At 49.2% G+C, this 17,023-nt stretch carries 13 protein-coding genes, 4 pseudogenes and 1 riboswitch; of the genes and pseudogenes, 10 read left to right on the top strand and 7 right to left on the bottom strand.

All coding sequences use genetic code 11. The features are described from left to right. The first annotated feature begins 277 nt into the window (after positions 1–277). A complete protein-coding gene (locus tag JCM16496_RS22720) occupies positions 278–415 on the top strand; it encodes a hypothetical protein (protein WP_159102458.1) in 138 nt (45 codons plus the stop codon). A gap of 36 nt (positions 416–451) precedes the next feature. On the opposite strand, the gene JCM16496_RS13580 is transcribed toward JCM16496_RS22720, so the two are convergent. Both JCM16496_RS13580 and JCM16496_RS21960 read right to left on the bottom strand, forming a co-directional pair. Next, the gene (locus tag JCM16496_RS13580; RefSeq protein ID WP_025834952.1) at positions 452–775 is read right to left on the bottom strand and encodes a type II toxin-antitoxin system RelE/ParE family toxin; all 324 of its coding nucleotides are present in this window, start codon (positions 773–775) and stop codon (positions 452–454) included. Continuing rightward, positions 760–927, bottom strand: a complete 168-nt coding sequence (locus tag JCM16496_RS21960; protein WP_165860120.1) for a hypothetical protein — start codon at positions 925–927, stop codon at positions 760–762. Before JCM16496_RS21960 ends, JCM16496_RS13580 begins: the two co-directional genes overlap by 16 nt. Before the next feature lie 69 nt (positions 928–996). On the opposite strand from JCM16496_RS21960, the gene JCM16496_RS13575 reads away from it, so the two are divergent. Then, the gene (locus tag JCM16496_RS13575) at positions 997–1,905 is read left to right on the top strand and encodes a DMT family transporter (RefSeq protein WP_025834951.1); all 909 of its coding nucleotides are present in this window, start codon (positions 997–999) and stop codon (positions 1,903–1,905) included. Here JCM16496_RS13575 and JCM16496_RS13570 read toward each other — a convergent pair. The 3 genes and pseudogenes from JCM16496_RS13570 to JCM16496_RS13560 all read right to left on the bottom strand — a co-directional run bounded on the left by JCM16496_RS13570 (position 1,865) and on the right by JCM16496_RS13560 (position 5,508). Continuing rightward, complete coding sequence (locus JCM16496_RS13570) at positions 1,865–2,542, bottom strand: thiamine diphosphokinase (RefSeq protein ID WP_025834949.1); 678 nt, start codon at positions 2,540–2,542, stop codon at positions 1,865–1,867. The two genes, JCM16496_RS13575 and JCM16496_RS13570, sit on opposite strands and share 41 nt — an antisense overlap. A 7-nt stretch (positions 2,543–2,549) precedes the next feature. Next, positions 2,550–3,200, bottom strand: coding sequence for a nicotinamide riboside transporter PnuC (pnuC, locus tag JCM16496_RS13565; protein ID WP_025834947.1), 651 nt, complete (start codon positions 3,198–3,200; stop codon positions 2,550–2,552). Beyond that, a pseudogene (locus JCM16496_RS13560) lies at positions 3,200–5,508 on the bottom strand (TonB-dependent receptor). Before JCM16496_RS13560 ends, pnuC begins: the two are co-directional and overlap by 1 nt. A gap of 34 nt (positions 5,509–5,542) precedes the next feature. Further along, positions 5,543–5,639, bottom strand: a riboswitch (TPP riboswitch). A 101-nt stretch (positions 5,640–5,740) separates the two neighbouring features. On the opposite strand from JCM16496_RS13560, the gene JCM16496_RS13555 reads away from it, so the two are divergent. Further along, positions 5,741–6,610 (top strand): mechanosensitive ion channel family protein, encoded by an 870-nt coding sequence (locus JCM16496_RS13555; protein WP_025834945.1) that lies wholly within the window; start codon positions 5,741–5,743, stop codon positions 6,608–6,610. A 98-nt stretch (positions 6,611–6,708) separates the two neighbouring features. Here JCM16496_RS13555 and JCM16496_RS13550 read toward each other — a convergent pair whose 3' ends face one another. Further along, positions 6,709–6,951 carry a hypothetical protein gene (locus JCM16496_RS13550; protein WP_025834943.1) on the bottom strand — a complete coding sequence of 81 codons (243 nt, stop codon included), beginning with the start codon at positions 6,949–6,951 and terminating at the stop codon, positions 6,709–6,711. Between the two features lie 130 nt (positions 6,952–7,081). Here JCM16496_RS13550 and JCM16496_RS13545 point away from each other — a divergent pair, with 130 nt between their 5' ends. The 3 genes from JCM16496_RS13545 to JCM16496_RS13535 all read left to right on the top strand — a co-directional run bounded on the left by JCM16496_RS13545 (position 7,082) and on the right by JCM16496_RS13535 (position 8,581). Next, the gene (locus tag JCM16496_RS13545; RefSeq protein ID WP_025834941.1) at positions 7,082–7,624 is read left to right on the top strand and encodes a hypothetical protein; all 543 of its coding nucleotides are present in this window, start codon (positions 7,082–7,084) and stop codon (positions 7,622–7,624) included. 144 nt (positions 7,625–7,768) lie between these two features. Continuing rightward, positions 7,769–8,110, top strand: a complete 342-nt coding sequence (locus JCM16496_RS13540; protein WP_025834940.1) for a hypothetical protein — start codon at positions 7,769–7,771, stop codon at positions 8,108–8,110. Positions 8,111–8,371: 261 nt separating this feature from the next. Then, the gene (locus JCM16496_RS13535; RefSeq protein WP_025834937.1) at positions 8,372–8,581 is read left to right on the top strand and encodes a winged helix-turn-helix domain-containing protein; all 210 of its coding nucleotides are present in this window, start codon (positions 8,372–8,374) and stop codon (positions 8,579–8,581) included. Positions 8,582–8,745: 164 nt separating this feature from the next. Here the strand turns inward: JCM16496_RS13535 and rplS are convergent, their stop codons facing one another. Then, positions 8,746–9,099, bottom strand: coding sequence for a 50S ribosomal protein L19 (rplS, locus tag JCM16496_RS13530; protein WP_009122351.1), 354 nt, complete (start codon positions 9,097–9,099; stop codon positions 8,746–8,748). A gap of 313 nt (positions 9,100–9,412) precedes the next feature. Between rplS and JCM16496_RS13525 the strand changes: the two are divergent. From JCM16496_RS13525 to JCM16496_RS13510, 4 genes and pseudogenes are all read left to right on the top strand, one after another. Next, positions 9,413–10,182: pseudogene (locus JCM16496_RS13525) on the top strand (5'-nucleotidase C-terminal domain-containing protein). Between the two features lie 22 nt (positions 10,183–10,204). Beyond that, complete coding sequence (locus JCM16496_RS13520; RefSeq protein WP_025834933.1) at positions 10,205–11,122, top strand: bifunctional metallophosphatase/5'-nucleotidase; 918 nt, start codon at positions 10,205–10,207, stop codon at positions 11,120–11,122. Position 11,123: 1 nt separating this feature from the next. Continuing rightward, a pseudogene (locus JCM16496_RS13515) lies at positions 11,124–13,871 on the top strand (serine hydrolase). 20 nt (positions 13,872–13,891) lie between these two features. Next, positions 13,892–16,924: pseudogene (locus tag JCM16496_RS13510) on the top strand (serine hydrolase domain-containing protein). Positions 16,925–17,023: the final 99 nt, after the last annotated feature.

Below are 17,023 nucleotides of genomic sequence, written 5' to 3'. Positions count from 1 at the left end.
GCTTGACATCGTCTTTCGGATGTTGTATCTTTGTAACTGCAATCTTAGTTCAGATTCAATTTTAAATTAGCATAAAAGGAGAGGCATCGCTTCTCCTTTTTTGTTGTTTTCTTCCACCACTTCATTTGCCAAACCTTAGGGTTTACTCTCCTAAACCAGTACTTTACAGATTTAATCCTCCACTTCAGCAAGCGGAATGGCGGGCATTTGCTTGGAAAACTCCAGAAGTTTTGACGAAAAGCCCGGATGTTTTTGGCGAAAAGCCCGGATGTTTCGGATGAAAAGCCCCGAGCTTTCGGATGATATGCTCGGTGCCGACAGATGGTGTGTCGGGGATAAACAGATGATATGTTCGGGACGGATACATGGTTCGGTCCGGCTACATGAACGGGCGATAATGCGTCTGTTCCGTTAATCTTCCATAAATCTGCTCTTGACAAGATTGGCCGCTTTATTCCGTATTCGGCTCTTCCCGGATGATGTTTATCATGCTGCCCAACTTATGATGGTTGTTCCATAGCACAAGCACTTCAATCTTCCGGAGACTGTGCCGGTAAAGAAGCGTATAGTCCGGATGCGGAATGATGTACCGTATGTTCTCTGCTTCGGTGGGCTGTCCGATAAACGGATTCTGCGTGACACGGTACAATGCATTTTGGAACAAGGTGTACAGAGTCCCGTCACACCGCTTGTTGTCATCTCTTTCTTGCGAGGAAATCAGCAGGTCTTTCAGTGTCTCCTTGGCGAGTGGCGACCAGATTATTTGTTTAGCCATGCTTCCACCTCCTTACTGATTGTGACGTCCTCTTGTCCTTCTCCCTCATCCAGTTGCCGGCAGGCTTTCTTAAGGTCATGGCGTAGCCGGGTGGAGAATGCGAGGACTTGCTTTGTTTGCTGGGACGATTGTTCTTCTTTAACTTTTGCCATAACGTTACCTCCTTTTCCCCTAAAACATTTCAAAGTAATGAATTGTTTGAGGGGAAAAATACGAAGCTGATGAAAGATAAGAAACTGGAAGCCAATCTCAGTATGGTTGCGTCGCGCGTCATGGCGGGGTTGAATATGAATGGATTGAAATTTCTGCTCCCTTTGTGGCTGGGCGCATTGACGGGTGTCACGGTGCGTTGTGTCTTTGCTGCCGTGGCATTTTGGATAACAAGCTGGTTTGTAAAGGAGGCACCGGTCACAAAGCGGCAGCGGATAGGGCTATTCTGTCTGGGAGCTTTCGGACTCTACGGGTTCATGTTCTGCTATCTGCTGGGCATCAGTAAGACGACTCCGGTTTCCAGTGCCATCTTCAACTCCATGCAGCCCATTTGGGTCTTTCTGCTATCTGTCTTTTTCCTGCACGAAAAGGCTACGCTGATGAAGATAATCGGCATAGCGCTGGGTTTTGGCGGTGCGTTGCTGTGCATCCTTACGCAAGGCAGTGACGACCTGGCGCACGATGCATTTACGGGCAACATGCTCTGTATGGTGAGCTCGCTGGTCTTTGCCGTTTACCTGATTGTGAGCAAGAAACTGCTGGAAGAGGTCGGGGTAGTGACGATGATGAAGTACATCTTTGGCGGTGCGGCAGTAACGGGGCTGATAGTGTCGTCCATTACCGGTTGGGATGCGCCCTTGCTGGTGGATGCCCTGCATGGGGAGTGGCACTGGGTGCCGTGGGCGGTACTGGCGTTTGTACTGATTTTCCCTACTTATCTCAGCTACTTCCTGGTTCCGGTGGGGCTGAAGTATCTCAAGACGACGGTTGTGGCCATGTACAGTTACCTGATATTGGTGGTGACCACTGTTGTTTCCCTCGCCTTGGGGCAGGACCGTTTCAGCTGGACGCAAGCCGTTGCCATTGCCATGATTTGTATCAGCGTGTACTTTGTTGAAGTGGCGGAAGCGAAGAAGTAGTGACGAATACCAGGTATTCCCCTTCCGCTTCGATGGTGAATTCCGTACCGGTACATTCGTTGAGTGTGCCTTGCCACCAGTTGGTGAAGTCGCTGAGGGGATAGACCAGTCCTTTGCCATGCAGACCGTGTGCAGTGAAGTTGATGATGGATACTTGCTGTCCGGGATGGCTTGGGAAGATGCGGGTACTCCGGCAGGGAATGAAGATGCCGTAATCGGTATAGGTACGTACATCGGCTCCGGCACGGAGATAGTCGATGAGCAGGCTGATATTTCCCAGTGTATGGTCTTCACGCTTGCCTGTGGCACCGATGATGGCGATGCGGCGTTTGCCTTGCGCCAGCAGGAAATTGACGGCTTTGGTCTGGTCGTTGGTCTCCTGGTCGCTGATACGGTGTAGGATATGTCCGAACTTCCGGCGGTTTTCATCACTGAGGGAGTCGCCGTCGCCGATAATCACGTCGGGCGTATGGCCCCGGCGGATGTATTCGTCCGCTCCGCCGTCGCAGCAAACCACGTATGGCGCTTCCGCCAATATCTTTAAAGGCAGGGGACTGACTGGATATTCCCCATTCGCCAAAACTACGGCATCAATAGCTGATAATTGCTCGTTGCTCGTTGATAATTCGTCTTTCATATCTTTCTTAATCCCTAATCTCTAATCCTTCATCCTTATTCATCATTTTCCTCCATTTGAAGTAGCCAAAGATAGCTATAATTGTGTAAAGGGCATATAGTTCGGCTGTAAAATCAAGTCCTTTGTAGATGTACAGTCCGGTGCTGACGGCATCTACCGCAATCCATGCCCACCATTGCTCTACATATTTCCGTGCCAGCATCCACATGCCGACTATGCTCAGTGCGGTGGTGAAGGAGTCCAGCCAGGGCACATTGCTGTCCGTGAAGTTTATCAATATCCAGGCAATGCCAAGCAGAGCGGCGATGAATACGGCGGTAAGTGGCAGCAAGTAGCGAGCCGGCATATGGGTGATAGGAAGTTCCCGCTTTTGTTCTTCTGTTCTTTTGTCCTCTCCTTTCTGTCCTGCACCTTTCTGCCGCAAGATAGTCCGGCGCAGAAATGCTCCGTACTTCCACATCATCCAGCCGTAGATGGCAGCACCCAGATAATAGATATTGATGCCGAAGTCTGCATACAACCCCGCATCATAGTAGACAAAAATATAGACGGCAGGCATAATGATGCCCGCTATCCAAAGATAAATGCTTGCCCGGTACTCCAACCAGAGATAGAGAATCCCGACCACAGTGCCTATAATCTCAAGAATATGTTCCATCAGAAATTGATTGCTATATGTCCCAATACATTCGTTCCCGCCTGGGCAGCGTAGCCGGCATAGTTGTAACGGACTTTTCCTCCGTTATCGTCGTGATAGTATCCGCTGCCTGCGTATCCGTTGTTTTCGTATTCTTCATTGAACAGATTGTAGATGGTGCACCCTACGGTTACCGACTTTACTTTAGGCAACTTGAAGGTATAGGACAGATTCAGGTTGCTTACGAAATAGGCATCCAGCGTGCACTCCTCTTGCTTGGCGTTACTCATGTATTGCTTGCTGATATATTGTGACTGCAACGAGGCTTCGAATCCCTTGAACGTATAGCCGAAGCGGTTGTTCAGTATGAAGTCGGGAGAGAATGCGATGGGGGTATCTCCGTGTTTGATGACCCATGCTTCAGACCCTGCCTCCTCGTCCTCAAAAAGTGTCTCGGTAAAGTTCTGCACACGGTTCTTGCTGAGTGTGGCATTGATATCCCATTGCAAGCCGCAGTCCAGTTTGATGCCGGCCATCAGTTCAATGCCCGTACGGTAGCTGTCGGGCACGTTGCTGGCCATGGCTTCGCCTATCTCGTTCAGCTCTCCCGTCAGTACCAGCTGGTCTTTATAGTCCATATAGTAGAAGTTGGCACCCGCATGGAGCATGAGTTGGCGAAGGTATATCCCAGTTCGTAGTCGAACAAACGCTCGGCCTTGGGATGTTCGGTGAAGTAGCCGTCGGTGTAGTTGTTGCGCGTAGGCTCTTTATGGGCCACGCTGAACGAACCGTATAGGCGGTGGTTGCGGTCGATTTGCCAGGACAGTCCGGCTTTCGGGTTGAAGAAGTCGAAGTCTTCGTCAATGTCCAATTTTTGCATTCCCGGAGTGGCGGCAGTCCAGTCGTACTTGTCGTTCAGTCCGTTTATCTTGTAGTCGATGTGGCGGTATTGCAGGTCGAGGTAGGCGCTGAGGCCGCTTGCCAGTTCGTAGTTGGCTTTCAGGTAGATGTTCCCGTCATTCTTTGTGGCGTTGTTGCGGTAGTAGTCGTGGTCGGGGTCCAAGTGGCCGATATAGTTTTTTACCCAAAGCACCCGGCCGAAGTGGTCGCCGTCATAGCGGTTCAGTGCACCGCCCAAGGAGGCATGCAGACGGTCGGCTTTGTAGCTTACGGAGAAGATTCCGCCGCCAAACCGGTTGTCCATTGCCTTCTTGCGGATAAGGTCGCTTGCTTTTATCTTGTCGCCATTGTATTCGAAAGGCGACATACCGTACTCTGCCAACGAGCGTTTGCCTTTATATTCCTGATAGTATCCGTCGCCTTTGGTGTAGTGCAGGCCGATATTCAGGTTCCATTGCGGAGTGAAGTTGTGGTTGAACAGCAGCTGGTAATTCTTCTGCGTATAGTTGTCGGTCTGGTCGTCATAGAAATGCAGTGCACCTCCTTCGTCCGTGAGGTAATGCTTCTCGCCGTTTTCTTCATAATATTCTTTGTTGTATACATGGCCGTCCCGGTCGGTGGCGTACATGAATCCGCAGGAATTATAACGCCGTCCGTAACGTTCCATCTCCTCCTTGCTGGCATAGTTCCATGCGTGGTAAGTGCGCTCTTTGCCGGTAAAGGTTATCAGCTTGACGGAGGTGTTGTCATTGTAGTACCCTCCTTGCAGATAATAGGAGTTCAGTCCCACAGACGCCCGGTCTATATACCCGTCTGTACTGATGTTGGAAAGTCGCGCATCGAACGACCAATGATTGTTGATGAGCCCCGTTCCCACTTTCACCGTCTCCTTGTGCGTATGGAAGGAGCCGTAGGAACCGTTGAATTCTGCATAGGGTTTCATGGAGAAATCACCCGTCTGCATGTTGATGCTGGCACCGAAAGCTCCTGCACCGTTTGTTGAGGTACCAGCCCCGCGTTGCACCTGCATGTCCTTGACGGAGGAGGCGAAGTCCGGCAGGTTGACCCAGAATACCGTGTGACTCTCCGCGTCGTTGATGGGAATGCCGTTGGCGGTGACGTTGATGCGTGTGCCGTCTGTTCCGCGGACTCTCAGCGTGGTGTAACCCACCCCGGCACCGGCATCGCTGGTCGTAATGGCGGAGGGTGTCATACTCAACAGATACGGCAGGTCTTGTCCGAAATTCTGTTTTTTCAGTTGTTCTTTGCCTATATTGGTGAATGCCACCGGTGTGCTGTTTGTGGCACGTGTGGAGATGACTACCACTTCCTGCAGGTTTATCACCCGCAGGCTGTCTTGCTCTTGTGTCTGCGCACAGACATCCAGTGCTGCCGTAAGGAGGCAGGCTGCCATTGCATGTCTCTTCATTTGCAATTGTTTCGTTTAGATGAATACAGAAAAGGGGAGACTTTTCTTCTTTTCCCTCCGCCGGCACTACCCGGATCAGGTCAATGGGTATGATCTCAGCCCGTCGTATTAGGGCACCCCTTAGTTGAAATCGGGAGCAAAAGTAGGAGTTTCTGTCGAAAAAGACAAACTAAGTGAACGAAAATCGGAGTTATTTGTTAATTTTGTAGCGTTAATTTTAAAAAGTACAGTTATGTTATTATCCTTATTCATGGCAGCTTTTGCCGCTCAAACTGCTGATGATGGTTTCAGCAAACTGCAAATATTTCTTCAGCAATTGATAGATTGGAGTGTGAATGCCGGTGGGCGCATCATTGGAGCCGTTATAATCTTTGTGGTGGGACGATTCTTGATATCCCTTCTTCGGAAAATGCTGGCGAGGTTATTGGAAAAAAGACATGTGGATGCCAGTATCCAGAGCTTTGTGAAAAGTTTGGTCAATATCTTGCTGACAATTCTGTTAATCATTGCCGTTATCGGCAAACTGGGAGTGGAAACCACTTCATTTGCAGCTTTGTTGGCATCTGCCGGTGTGGCTATCGGTATGGCACTTTCCGGAAACTTGCAGAACTTTGCGGGTGGACTGATTGTCTTGCTGTTTCGTCCTTTCAAGGTAGGCGACTGGATTGAAAGCCAGGGAGTGTCCGGCACAGTACGCGAAATCCAAATCTTCCATACGATTCTGACTACAGCCGACAATAAAGTGATTTATATCCCCAACGGTGCTTTGAGTAGCGGTACTGTGACTAATTACAGCCGTGAGGATACGCGTCGTGTAGATTGGGTGATCGGGGTGGAATACGGTGAAAATTATGACAAGGTAGAAAGTACCGTGCGTCGTATCATCTCCGAAGACAACCGTATCCTGGATACTCCCGAACCGTTTGTAGCCCTCCATGCCTTGGATGCCAGCAGCGTGAATGTAGTTATCCGTGTTTGGGTGAAGAGTGGAGATTACTGGGGCGTTTATTTTGATATGAACAAGAAGATTTACTCCGTATTCAACGAAGAGGGCATCGGTTTCCCGTTCCCGCAGTTGACGGTACACCAGGCGAAAGACTGAGTGAGCTACAATTAGCTACCATAAGTTTCGGGCTACAAGTTATCCTGCACTATCATACCGCAGGACAACTTGTAGCCCGAAACTTGTAACTCCGTAGCTTATTTGTAACTTAATTCTGCCTCTATTTCTTCGCAGACATCTTGCTCCAGGTTGAGTAGCTGATTGATTTCTTTTCGTTTTTCCAAATCCGTGAAATAGCTCTCCACTACTGCATAGATGTTGAAGCCGATTGTGGAACCTGCAGCCAAATCCAATGACTCAACCATTTTCTCTACTGCTTGATGAATGCGTTTCTTACTGATTAAATGCAGCTCATTACTATGAATTAGGCTCTTTTCCATGATATTTTCTGTTTTTAGTTATTATAGTTATAACATTCTATCAAGCAAGTTAGTTCATGTAGATTGAACAGGCTTGATGGTCGGCCGAACGATATTTCTTTTTATATTTGCAAAAAATATAAGCGCGGCAATGAAAGAACTGTTTATAAAAATACTCCGTTCTCTGATGTTTGTACTGGTCGTAGCTTTGGGCTGCATCGGATATAACATCTATGAAGATACGTTGGCTGCTGTGTGGATACCCGTAGGGGTAGGACTTGTGGTGGCAGTCGTTACACTTCCTTTATATAAAAAATGGATATGGCTGACAACGATGGAGCAAAAGGCCGTGAATATATTGTGCCATGTGGTGTGCGTGGGTGTCATCAGTTGTTCGCTTTTTCTGGTAGGGAATTATCAGATGGCGGCCCCTGCTTCGACAAAGGAGGTGACGGTCACCGTACTTGAGAAGCTGATAAAAGAACATGAAAAGAGGCGTAAAGTAGGCAAGCATCGTTATGTGTCGGACGGAGTACGTAAGGAGTATTACTTAAAGGTGGCTTTCGACGATGGAGCGATAGAGACCTTGCATGTTTCCACAGCCACATACAACAAAGCACGAAAAGGCAAACCGAAAGTCCTGACTTTGCAGAAAGGAGGTTTCGGATTGCCGGTGATAACGAAGGGGCTATAGTTTTCATCCCCCCATGCAAGACATCCGATGAGGAACTGAATGCTCTTCTTAAAGATTTCTGCTGCTTTCTCGATTAATGCGGCAATATTGGATGTTTTTATCATACTACATTTGCTGTATGGATAAATACTAAAACTTTCTATTATGAAAAAGATGTCAGTTGTTTTAGGCTTGTTACTCACTGCCTTGGTGATGGGCTGTGGCATTTATGAGAGCTACGGGTTTGATTATAAGCAGTTGAGCAGCATTGAACGTGGTATGAGCTTTAAAGAAGTGTGTACCATTTTAGGAGAGCCTGCATTTAGAGATTTGAATAAGGAGGGAGAGGTTTGGACATTTCGTGCTTATACTCCTGCGAGGTGGTCGGCTGTCAAGGTGTGGTTCAAAGACGGAGAAGTGGACGAAATGCAGAGCTATCTGGAGGAAGAGCTGTCTGGAGGATACTTATCCGGTTACCACTTCGCGGGACAAGAGTTTCATGAATGAGAAAAAAGAATCTTCCGACAAGAGTAGCGAAACAAAGGTAATCGTTTCCGGATATAGTATAATGTGAATATATCTTTCTATAAAGTGCTGATATTTATAAAGTTCTATATTTTTTGCAGATTTTAGGTATATGTAGTTCAAAGAATGTTATCTGAAATGAAAAGAATGGGCAATGTTTGTCATTGCTCTGTCTTTATCTTATATTTGAGTAGATAATATAGGATATCATTTTAAGAAAGGAACTAATAATAAGATAATAATATGAAGAATATTGAGAAGGCGACCAATAATATGAAAATGGTATATTCCATTCTGTGCAATCTTAAGAAGTGTACAATCTTTGAATTACAGAAACTGACGAAGTTCAGGGATGTGGATTTGTGTTTGGCCTTGGGTTATCTGCTGCAGAATAACCAGATTTATCAGAAGCGTATTGATAACATGGTTTACTATGGGGTCATCGCAAAATGAAAAAATATACAATAGGTTTACCACACATTTTGCTTACATACTGTTTTTTCTTGTGCAAATGGCTGACCCATTAAAAGTTTCCTTTCCAGGGAACGGCATATTACTAAAAAAGGGAAACCGACATTGTCAGCTTCCCTTTTTTATTTCGAAATAGGAGTCTGGAATTAACCGTTAACTCTTTTTTCTTTGATTCTTGCTTTCTTACCGGTAAGAGCGCGCAGGTAGTACAGTTTAGCGCGACGAACTTTACCCACCTTGTTCACTTCGATGCTGTCGATAGCCGGTGATTCAATCGGGAAAATACGTTCTACGCCTACGGTTCCTGACATCTTACGTACTGTAAAACGCTTCTTGTCTCCGTGTCCGGCAATTTTGATAACAACACCACGGTACAGCTGTACACGTTCCTTGTTACCCTCGACAATACGATATGCTACTGTTACAGTGTCACCTGCCTTGAAGCTCGGGTGCTGTTTTCCGGTAGCAAATGCTTCTTCTGCAATTTTAATTAAATCCATTGTTTTTATTATTAAATTGTTTCATCGTTACAACGCAACATACCAGGCTTCTCTCTTGGTGTCCTGACAGCGATTGCGCGAAAGCGGTGCAAAGGAACGAATTATTTGCCAGATAGACAAATACTTCTGGACTTTTTTCTTGTTTTTCACCACAGAGGACACAGAGGAGCACAGAGTTTTTTTTCTTTCTTAACTATCCAGCGGCAACAGGAGGATGGGGTATAATGTACCCTAATTGGTAAAACTCTGTGCTCCTCTGTGCCTCTGTGGTGAAAAAAGAATTATCTTTGTAGCAATTTAAAACTAAATGAATATGAAGAAACAAACTTTCAGTCTCCTTTCGGGGGCAGTATTGTCGGTTGCACTTCTATTGGTTTCCTGCCATTCTTCCTACGAAGTGACCAAGGTAGAGGGGGGCAGAATTCCCATGAACTCTGTTTGGGACGCCGAGCCGGATGCCGAAGCCGTGGCTCTGCTGGCGCCTTACAAAGCCGGATGGACAGCGTTATGTATCATGTGGTGGGAACTGCAGAGATGTCAATGGACAGATTCCGACCCGAAAGCCTTTTATCCAATCTGATTGCAGACGTGCTGCGTGAGGCTGCGGTGGAAGTACTGGGCAAACCGGCCGATATGGGGCTAATCAATATCGGTGGAATCCGGAATTCCCTGACGGAAGGAGACATCACTATCGAAAACATCTATGAGATATTGCCTTTTGAGAATTCGCTCTGTGTGCTGACGATGAAAGGCTCTGCCATGAAGCACTTGTTTGAAAACATTGCGGTGAGACTTGGTGAAGGGGTGAGTGGTATACAGTTGGAAATCAGCAAGGATGGCAAGCTGCTCCGGGCTTCCATTGCCGGCAAGCCGGTGGAGGATGACCGTGACTATACGGTTGCCACGATTGATTATCTGGCTGATGGAAACGACGGACTGACGGCTTTCCTGCAGGCGGATAAAAGGGAGTGCCCGGATGGGGCTACACTGCGTGGTCTGTTCATGAAGTATGTGGAGAAGCAGACGGCAGCCGGCAAGAAGGTAACTTCGCGCATGGAGGGAAGAGTGGTCGTTAAAGAGTAAGCATTAAAAAAACAGAAGTTCTATGAAACATATATATTCCTTGGCAGCCCTGCTGCTTTTCATGCTCCCCGCATCGGCACAACAAAAGGAGCGTGTCATTACTGAAGAACCCCTTTGCCTGGTGTCTGCCGATTCTGTATCGTCCGGCCAATCCGGAAAACAACTGTTTATCCTGCACACCAGCGATATGCACAGCCGCATAGAGCCCATCAGCGCCGAGGCTGCCGACGAGTATGCCGGGATGGGCGGTGTGGTGCGCCGTGCCGGTTTTGTAAAGCAGTTTCGCGGCAAGCATCCGGATATGTTGTTGTTGGATTGCGGAGACATCTCGCAAGGCACCCCTTATTATAACTTTTTCAAAGGCGAGCTGGAGGTCAAGATGATGAACCTCATGGGCTATGATGCCATGACGATAGGTAATCATGAATTTGATTTCGGACTTGAGAATATGGCGGAATTGTTCCGTATGGCGGATTTTCCCGTGGTCTGTTCCAATTATGACGTGACGGGTACTGTACTCGAAGGGCTGGTGAAGCCTTATATCACCTTGGTGCGCGAAGGGGTGAAAATCGGAATCTTCGGCCTGGCTCCCAAAATGGAAGGGCTGGTGCAGGCGGATAAATGCGTAGGCATTGTCTACAACGACCCGATAAAGGTGGCCCAGGAAATGACAGGCCTTCTCAGGGAGAAGGAAAATTGCGAGGTCGTGATTTGCATGTCCCATTTGGGTATCCGCAGTGCAAATCCCGAAGGCGCTTCCGACGAGAACCTGGTAAGCAAGACACGTGGCATTGATGTCATTTTGGGTGGACATTCGCATACCTTTATGGAAAAGCCTGCCGTCTATCTGAATGCGGACGGCAAGAGTGTTTCCGTACTGCACACTGGCAAGAGTGGCATCTACGTAGGAGAAATGGTACTTACTTTAACTGAAAAATAGCATGATGAAAAGACTCACCCTCCTTTTATGGGTTGCAGGATTGTTTATATTGGGATTATCTTCACTTCATGCCCAGACGGGAGGCCCGTTTCTTCCTTCGGCTGCAGACAACCGGTGCCGGCAATGGGTGGACTCCGTGTTGTCAGGTCTGAATGTACACGAAAAAGTGGGGCAGCTCATCGTTGCCACCATTCCGGTCAGAGCAGACAAGGCCACGAAAAAGCAGATGCGCGAGCTGGTAAAGAAATACAAGGTCGGTGGCTTGCTGTTTTCCGAAGGTACTCCGGAAGAGCAGGCTATCCTGACCAATATGGCCCGGAAGGATGCAAGATTCCCGTAATGGTGGCCTTTGATGGCGAGCGGGGAGTGTCAATGGGGGCGAAAGGCGCTTCTTGCTATCTCCGGAATGCCGCTTTGGGATGTATCGTGGACGATGGGCAGATTGAAGCATACGGACGTGAGGTGGCTCGCCAGTGCCGCGAATTGGGTGTGTGTGCCCATCTGGCCCCTGAAACATATATTAATGCCAATAAGATGGCGGCATACGGCCATGGACTTGAAAGCGGAGGCGTGCTTCCCGCTTACAGGGGGCAGGGCTATGCGGATTCCTGTCTTGCACTCCCCGCCTTGCGCTATGAACGTGTACGCCCGGAACTGAATGATGTGTCCGGTACTTCGCAGGCAACCGTTAAAGCGTTGCTGGCAGGAAACGATATCGTATGGGTGCTGTCAGATGCGGAGTGTGCCGTGCAGGGACTGGTAAAAGCTGTGGAAACGGGACAACTGGGCAAGGAAGAACTTGATGCCAGATGCCGCAAGGTGTTGGCTTATAAGTATGTGCTTGGCTTGAGGGACCGCCAACCGAAGCTTCGGATTAGCGGGATGAGCTATCGTGTCCATACAGAGGAGGCACAAACGTTGGCTGCCAAGTTGCGTCGTTCGGCAGTAACCGTATTGAACAATTATTTCAATATCCTTCCGTTGGCATCGGTGGAAGGCGGTATTGCCGTGCTCAGCATCGGAGAGAAGGAGGCGGATGCTCCCTTTGTGGAAGCTATGAAAAAGAATGCAGACATCAGCCATTTCCACTTGCCTTGGAATGCCGGTGAGGCTCTTTGGCAGGAAGTGCAGGGACAGCTGGCAGCTTTCCGTCGCGTGGTTATCAGTATCACCGGTTCGGTTCATGTCGGCGACCGTGATGCGGCCTTTTTGGAAAACTTGAATTTGCGTGCACCTCTGGTCTATGCTTTCTTTACTTCTTATCATACGTTGCTCTCTCTGCAGCCTGCCATAGCCAAGTCCAGTGCTGTGGTGCTGGCACATTCGGCAGAGACGGATTTGCAGCAATACGTGGCTGATGTTCTTTTTGCCAAAGAGCCTGCCAGTGGCAGGATGTCGGTGAATATCGGAAGGCTGTTTCCGGCGGGAACGGGCTGTATGGTTGAGCCGGGCATGAAACCGGGAAAGACTGTTCCGGAAGATTACGGCATGAAGTCGTATGTGCTGCAAGGTATCGATGCCGTTGCCCGGAAGGGACTGGAAGCGGGAGCTTATCCCGGTTGCCGCGTATTGGTGTGGAAAGACGGACTGCCGGTATATGACAAAGGCTTCGGCACCCACTCTGATAAGGATACCACTACCGTCCGTCCTTCGGACCTTTTTGATTTGGCTTCGCTGACCAAGACTACGGCTACGTTGCTTGCCGTCATGAAACTGTATGATGAGGGCAAGATAAAACTGGATGACAAGGTTTCCGCTTATCTGCTTTTTGCGCAATGGCAACAAGCGGAGCATTACCATCCGCGAACTTTTGTTCCACGAATCGGGGCTTCCTCCCTATATCCGTTTCTACCTGGACATCATAGACCCGAATTCGGTACACGGCCCGTACTCCCAGAGCTGGGTGGACGAGTGGCATCGTACACAGGTAAGCGAGCATAGCTATTATTGTTCCGATTTTAAGTTCCGGAAAGGGATGGTGTCCGGCAAGAATACACCGGTCTATACCCTGCACATGGCAGATGGCATGTGGCTGAACAAGAGTTTCAGGAATTCTATCCTTCAGCGGATAGCCAAGTGCGAGCTGGACGGCAAACGTTATGTTTACAGCGACCTCGGCTTCGTGCTGTTGCAGCAGGTGGTGGAGAAGGTGACGGAGCTGCCGATGGATTTGTACCTTGCCCGTGAGTTCTATGCCCCGATGGGATTGCAACGTACTATGTTTCTGCCTTTGACGAAGTTCGCTAAAGCGGAAATCATGCCCACAGCATCCAATGATTTCCTGCGTCGCCAGGATATATGCGGATATGTGCATGACGAGACTGCTGCCTGCATGGGTGGGGTGTCCGGCAATGCAGGACTTTTCTCTACGGCCGAAGAGGTAGCAAAGGTTTATCAAATGTTGCTGAACGGCGGTGAATTCAATGGCAAGCGCTTCCTGAGTGAGGCTACCTGCCGTTTGTTTACGACGGAGAAATCCGCCATCAGCCGTCGCGGTCTGGGGTTCGATAAGCCGGATGTATCCATTGTGAAGCGCAGTCCTTGTGCCCCTTCCGCTTCGGAAGCGGTATATGGACATACCGGATTTACCGGTACTTGTGCTTGGGTGGACCCGGAAAACAAGACGGTGTATGTATTCCTCAGCAACCGCTTGTGCCCCAATGTATGGAACACGAAACAGGGTGACATGAATATAAGAAGAGATATCCAGGAATTGATTTATAAAAGTATGATTCCGCAAATCCCCTAAAAACAATCTATCTATAAGGAATGAAGAGAATATACCTGCTTGCCTATATCGCTATATTGTGTTGCTTTTGTCCGCTTCTGAAAGCGCAGCTTGGCCCGATGCCGTTTACTCCGGTGCCGCCGAACGACCCTTCGCTTGTACGTCTCTTGAACAGTGACGTGCGGTGCAGGCAGTGGGTGGATTCCGTCATGCAGCGTCTGACTTTGAAAGAACGCATCGGACAACTGTTCATCTATACGATTGCCCCCCAACAGGACAAGGCCAACAAGGAACTGTTGCGTAAGGTGGTGGAGGACTATAAGGTAGGCGGTCTGTTATTCTCCGGCGGATTGATGCAGAATCAGGTGATGTTGACCAATGAGGCGCAGCGGATGGCGGAAGTTCCGCTGATGATTACCTTTGACGGTGAATGGGGACTGGCTATGCGCCTTCGCGGTACTCCGAACTTTCCGCGAAACATGGTGCTGGGCTGCATACAGAACGATACGCTGATTTATGAATATGGGCGCGAGGTGGCCCGTCAATGCCGTGAACTGGGGGTGCAAGTGAATTTTGCTCCCGTAGCGGATGTGAATATCAATCCCAAGAATCCGGTTATCAATACCCGTTCCTTCGGTGAAAGCCCGCTGAATGTGGCCAACAAGGTTGTTGCCTACTCCAAAGGGTTGGAGGATGGTGGTGTGCTTTCTGTCAGCAAGCACTTTCCGGGGCATGGGGATACGGATGTGGATTCTCATAAGGCGTTGCCCGTACTGCCTTTTACCCGTGCCCGTCTGGACAGTATAGAGCTTTATCCTTTCAGAAAAGCCATTCGTGCCGGACTGGGAGGTATGATGGTGGGGCACTTGGAGGTGCCTGCCATAGAGCCGCAAAGGGGGCTTCCGTCTTCGCTTTCGCGTAAGGTAGTTTCCGGTCTGTTGGTGAATGACCTCGGCTTTCAGGGGCTTGTCTTTACGGATGCCCTTGCTATGAAAGGGGTATCGGGTAGTGAAAGCATCTGTTTGCAGGCGCTGAAGGCTGGCAATGATTTGCTGCTTGTTCCCCGACGTATAAAGGAAGAAGTGGAGGCTGTGCTTGCCGCTGTGAAAAAAGGGGAGCTGACAGAGAAAGAGATAGAGGCGAAATGCCGTAAAGTGCTGAAATATAAATATGCCCTTGGGTTGGAAAAGAAACCCCATGTGCAGCTTTCCGGTTTGGGCCCCGCATCAATACTCCGAAAACGCGTGATTTGATGCGCCGGCTGAACTTGGCGGCCATCACTGTGCTGGATAACCGGGACGAGGTGCTTCCGCTGGACCCTTCCATCGGTGAAGTTGCCGTGCTCAATGTGGAGAAGCGCAGGAAATCCAGCCGTTCCTCAAGGAACTGTCGCAGTATACCCGTCCTGTGGAGTTCCGTTTGGGCAAGAATCTGCCGGAGGCTGACGGGAACCGTTTGAGGAATGCGCTGGCCAAGTACAAACGTATTTTGGTCTGTGTCACCGAACACCGTTTGACACCCTATCAGAATTTCTTTGCAAAGTTTGCTCCTGACGTACCGGTGGTCTATCTGTTCTTTATTCCCGGCAAGCAGATGCTGCAGATAAAGCAAGGGGGCGCTGCTGCCGAAGCGGTGGTTTTGGCACACTCCTCCAACGGGGAGGTACAGCAGCAGGTTGCCCGGATTGTTTATGGCAGTGCTTGTTCAGAGGGACGCTTGTCTGCCAGTATCGGTAGCCGGTTTGGTGCCGGTGCGGGAGTGACGCTGACTCCTCAAAGCGCCCCCCGCTTTGTGCCCGAAGAGCATGGTATGAATTCCCGTCTGCTGGCTGAAATAGACAAGATAGCCGAAGAAGGCATTCGTGAAGGGGCTTATCCCGGTTGCCAGGTGGTGGTGCTGAAGGATGGCAGGGAGATGTATAATAAAGCTTTCGGTACCCACGTCTGGAACAAGACCGGAAGCAAGGCGCTTCCCGTGAAGAAAACGGATGTGTACGACATCGCCTCGCTGACAAAGACCACGGCCACGCTACTTGCCGTGATGAAGTTGTACGATGCGGACGTCTCAGCCTTACGGACCGGGTGTCAACCTATCTGCCTTTCCTGCAGGATACGGACAAGAAGAATATTACGGTACGCGAACTGCTGATGCATGAATCCGGTCTGCCTTCTACTTTGTTGTTCTATCAGGAGGCGATTGATGAAGAGAGCTACACCGGCACTTTGTTCAAGGCACGCCCCGATGCCCAGCATTCCGCACGCATCGGACGGCAGACTTGGGCGAATCCTAAGTTCCGCTTCCGCCAGGGACTGACGTCGAAGGTGCAGACACCGGAATATACGATGCAAGTGTCCGACAGCCTTTGGCTGAACCGTTCCTTCAAGCAAGAGTACTTGCAGAAGATTGTGGATACTCCGCTCAGGGACAAGCGTTACCGTTATAGTTGTGTGGGCTTTATCTTGTTGCAGCAGTTGGTCGAGGCGCGCACCGGCATGTCTATGGACGAATATCTGGCCAAGGAATTCTATACTCCGATGGGATTGGAGCGTACGGGGTATCTTCCTCTGCGCTTCTTGAAGAAGGAAGATATTGTACCTTCATCAACAGACCCTTTCTTACGTAAGACTACCCTGCAAGGATTTGTACATGATGAATCCGCAGCTTTTCAGGGTGGTGTTTCCGGTAATGCCGGGCTATTCTCCACTGCCGAAGAAGTGGCAAAAGTCTATCAGATGTTGCTGAATGGGGGGGAACTGGACGGTAAGCGCTATTTGAGCAAGGAGACCTGCAGACTGTTTACTACCACCGTCTCAAGGATAAGCCGCCGGGGACTGGGATTTGATAAGCCGGATAGGCGTAACCCCCAGAAGAGTCCCTGCGCAGTCTCTGCACCTGCTTCGGTTTACGGTCATACCGGTTTCACGGGTACTTGCGCCTGGACAGACCCGGAGAACGGCTTGGTTTATGTCTTTTTGAGCAATCGCACCTATCCGGATGTGTGGAATAACAAGTTGATGAGGCTGGATATAAGGACGAGGATTCAGGAAGCTGTATATAAGAGTCTGGTGAAGTAAGGGCAAGATTGCTGTTTGCATAGAAATTGATGTGGCGTAAAGTTTCTTTTGGAAAATCATCTTTTTCCCGGAAAACTTTATAACTTTGTATCAGAACCT

The sequence above is a fragment of the Bacteroides rodentium JCM 16496 genome, assembly GCF_000614125.1.
Taxonomy (GTDB): Bacteria; Bacteroidota; Bacteroidia; order Bacteroidales; family Bacteroidaceae; genus Bacteroides; species Bacteroides rodentium.
Note: the sequence above shows the minus strand (reverse complement) of the source record. Positions and strands in the feature narration are given on the sequence as shown.

Excerpts from the sequence above, each read along its gene's own strand:
- JCM16496_RS22720 (WP_159102458.1), top strand. The coding sequence starts at position 278 with ATGAAAAGCCCCGAGCTTTCGGATGATATGCTCGGTGCCGACAGATGG.
- JCM16496_RS13580 (WP_025834952.1), bottom strand. The coding sequence starts at position 775 with ATGGCTAAACAAATAATCTGGTCGCCACTCGCCAAGGAGACACTGAAA.
- JCM16496_RS21960 (WP_165860120.1), bottom strand. The coding sequence starts at position 927 with ATGGCAAAAGTTAAAGAAGAACAATCGTCCCAGCAAACAAAGCAAGTC.
- JCM16496_RS13575 (WP_025834951.1), top strand. The coding sequence starts at position 997 with ATGAAAGATAAGAAACTGGAAGCCAATCTCAGTATGGTTGCGTCGCGC.
- JCM16496_RS13570 (WP_025834949.1), bottom strand. The coding sequence starts at position 2,542 with ATGAAAGACGAATTATCAACGAGCAACGAGCAATTATCAGCTATTGAT.
- pnuC (WP_025834947.1), bottom strand. The coding sequence starts at position 3,200 with ATGGAACATATTCTTGAGATTATAGGCACTGTGGTCGGGATTCTCTAT.
- JCM16496_RS13555 (WP_025834945.1), top strand. The coding sequence starts at position 5,741 with ATGTTATTATCCTTATTCATGGCAGCTTTTGCCGCTCAAACTGCTGAT.
- JCM16496_RS13550 (WP_025834943.1), bottom strand. The coding sequence starts at position 6,951 with ATGGAAAAGAGCCTAATTCATAGTAATGAGCTGCATTTAATCAGTAAG.
- JCM16496_RS13545 (WP_025834941.1), top strand. The coding sequence starts at position 7,082 with ATGAAAGAACTGTTTATAAAAATACTCCGTTCTCTGATGTTTGTACTG.
- JCM16496_RS13540 (WP_025834940.1), top strand. The coding sequence starts at position 7,769 with ATGAAAAAGATGTCAGTTGTTTTAGGCTTGTTACTCACTGCCTTGGTG.
- JCM16496_RS13535 (WP_025834937.1), top strand. The coding sequence starts at position 8,372 with ATGAAGAATATTGAGAAGGCGACCAATAATATGAAAATGGTATATTCC.
- rplS (WP_009122351.1), bottom strand. The coding sequence starts at position 9,099 with ATGGATTTAATTAAAATTGCAGAAGAAGCATTTGCTACCGGAAAACAG.
- JCM16496_RS13520 (WP_025834933.1), top strand. The coding sequence starts at position 10,205 with ATGAAACATATATATTCCTTGGCAGCCCTGCTGCTTTTCATGCTCCCC.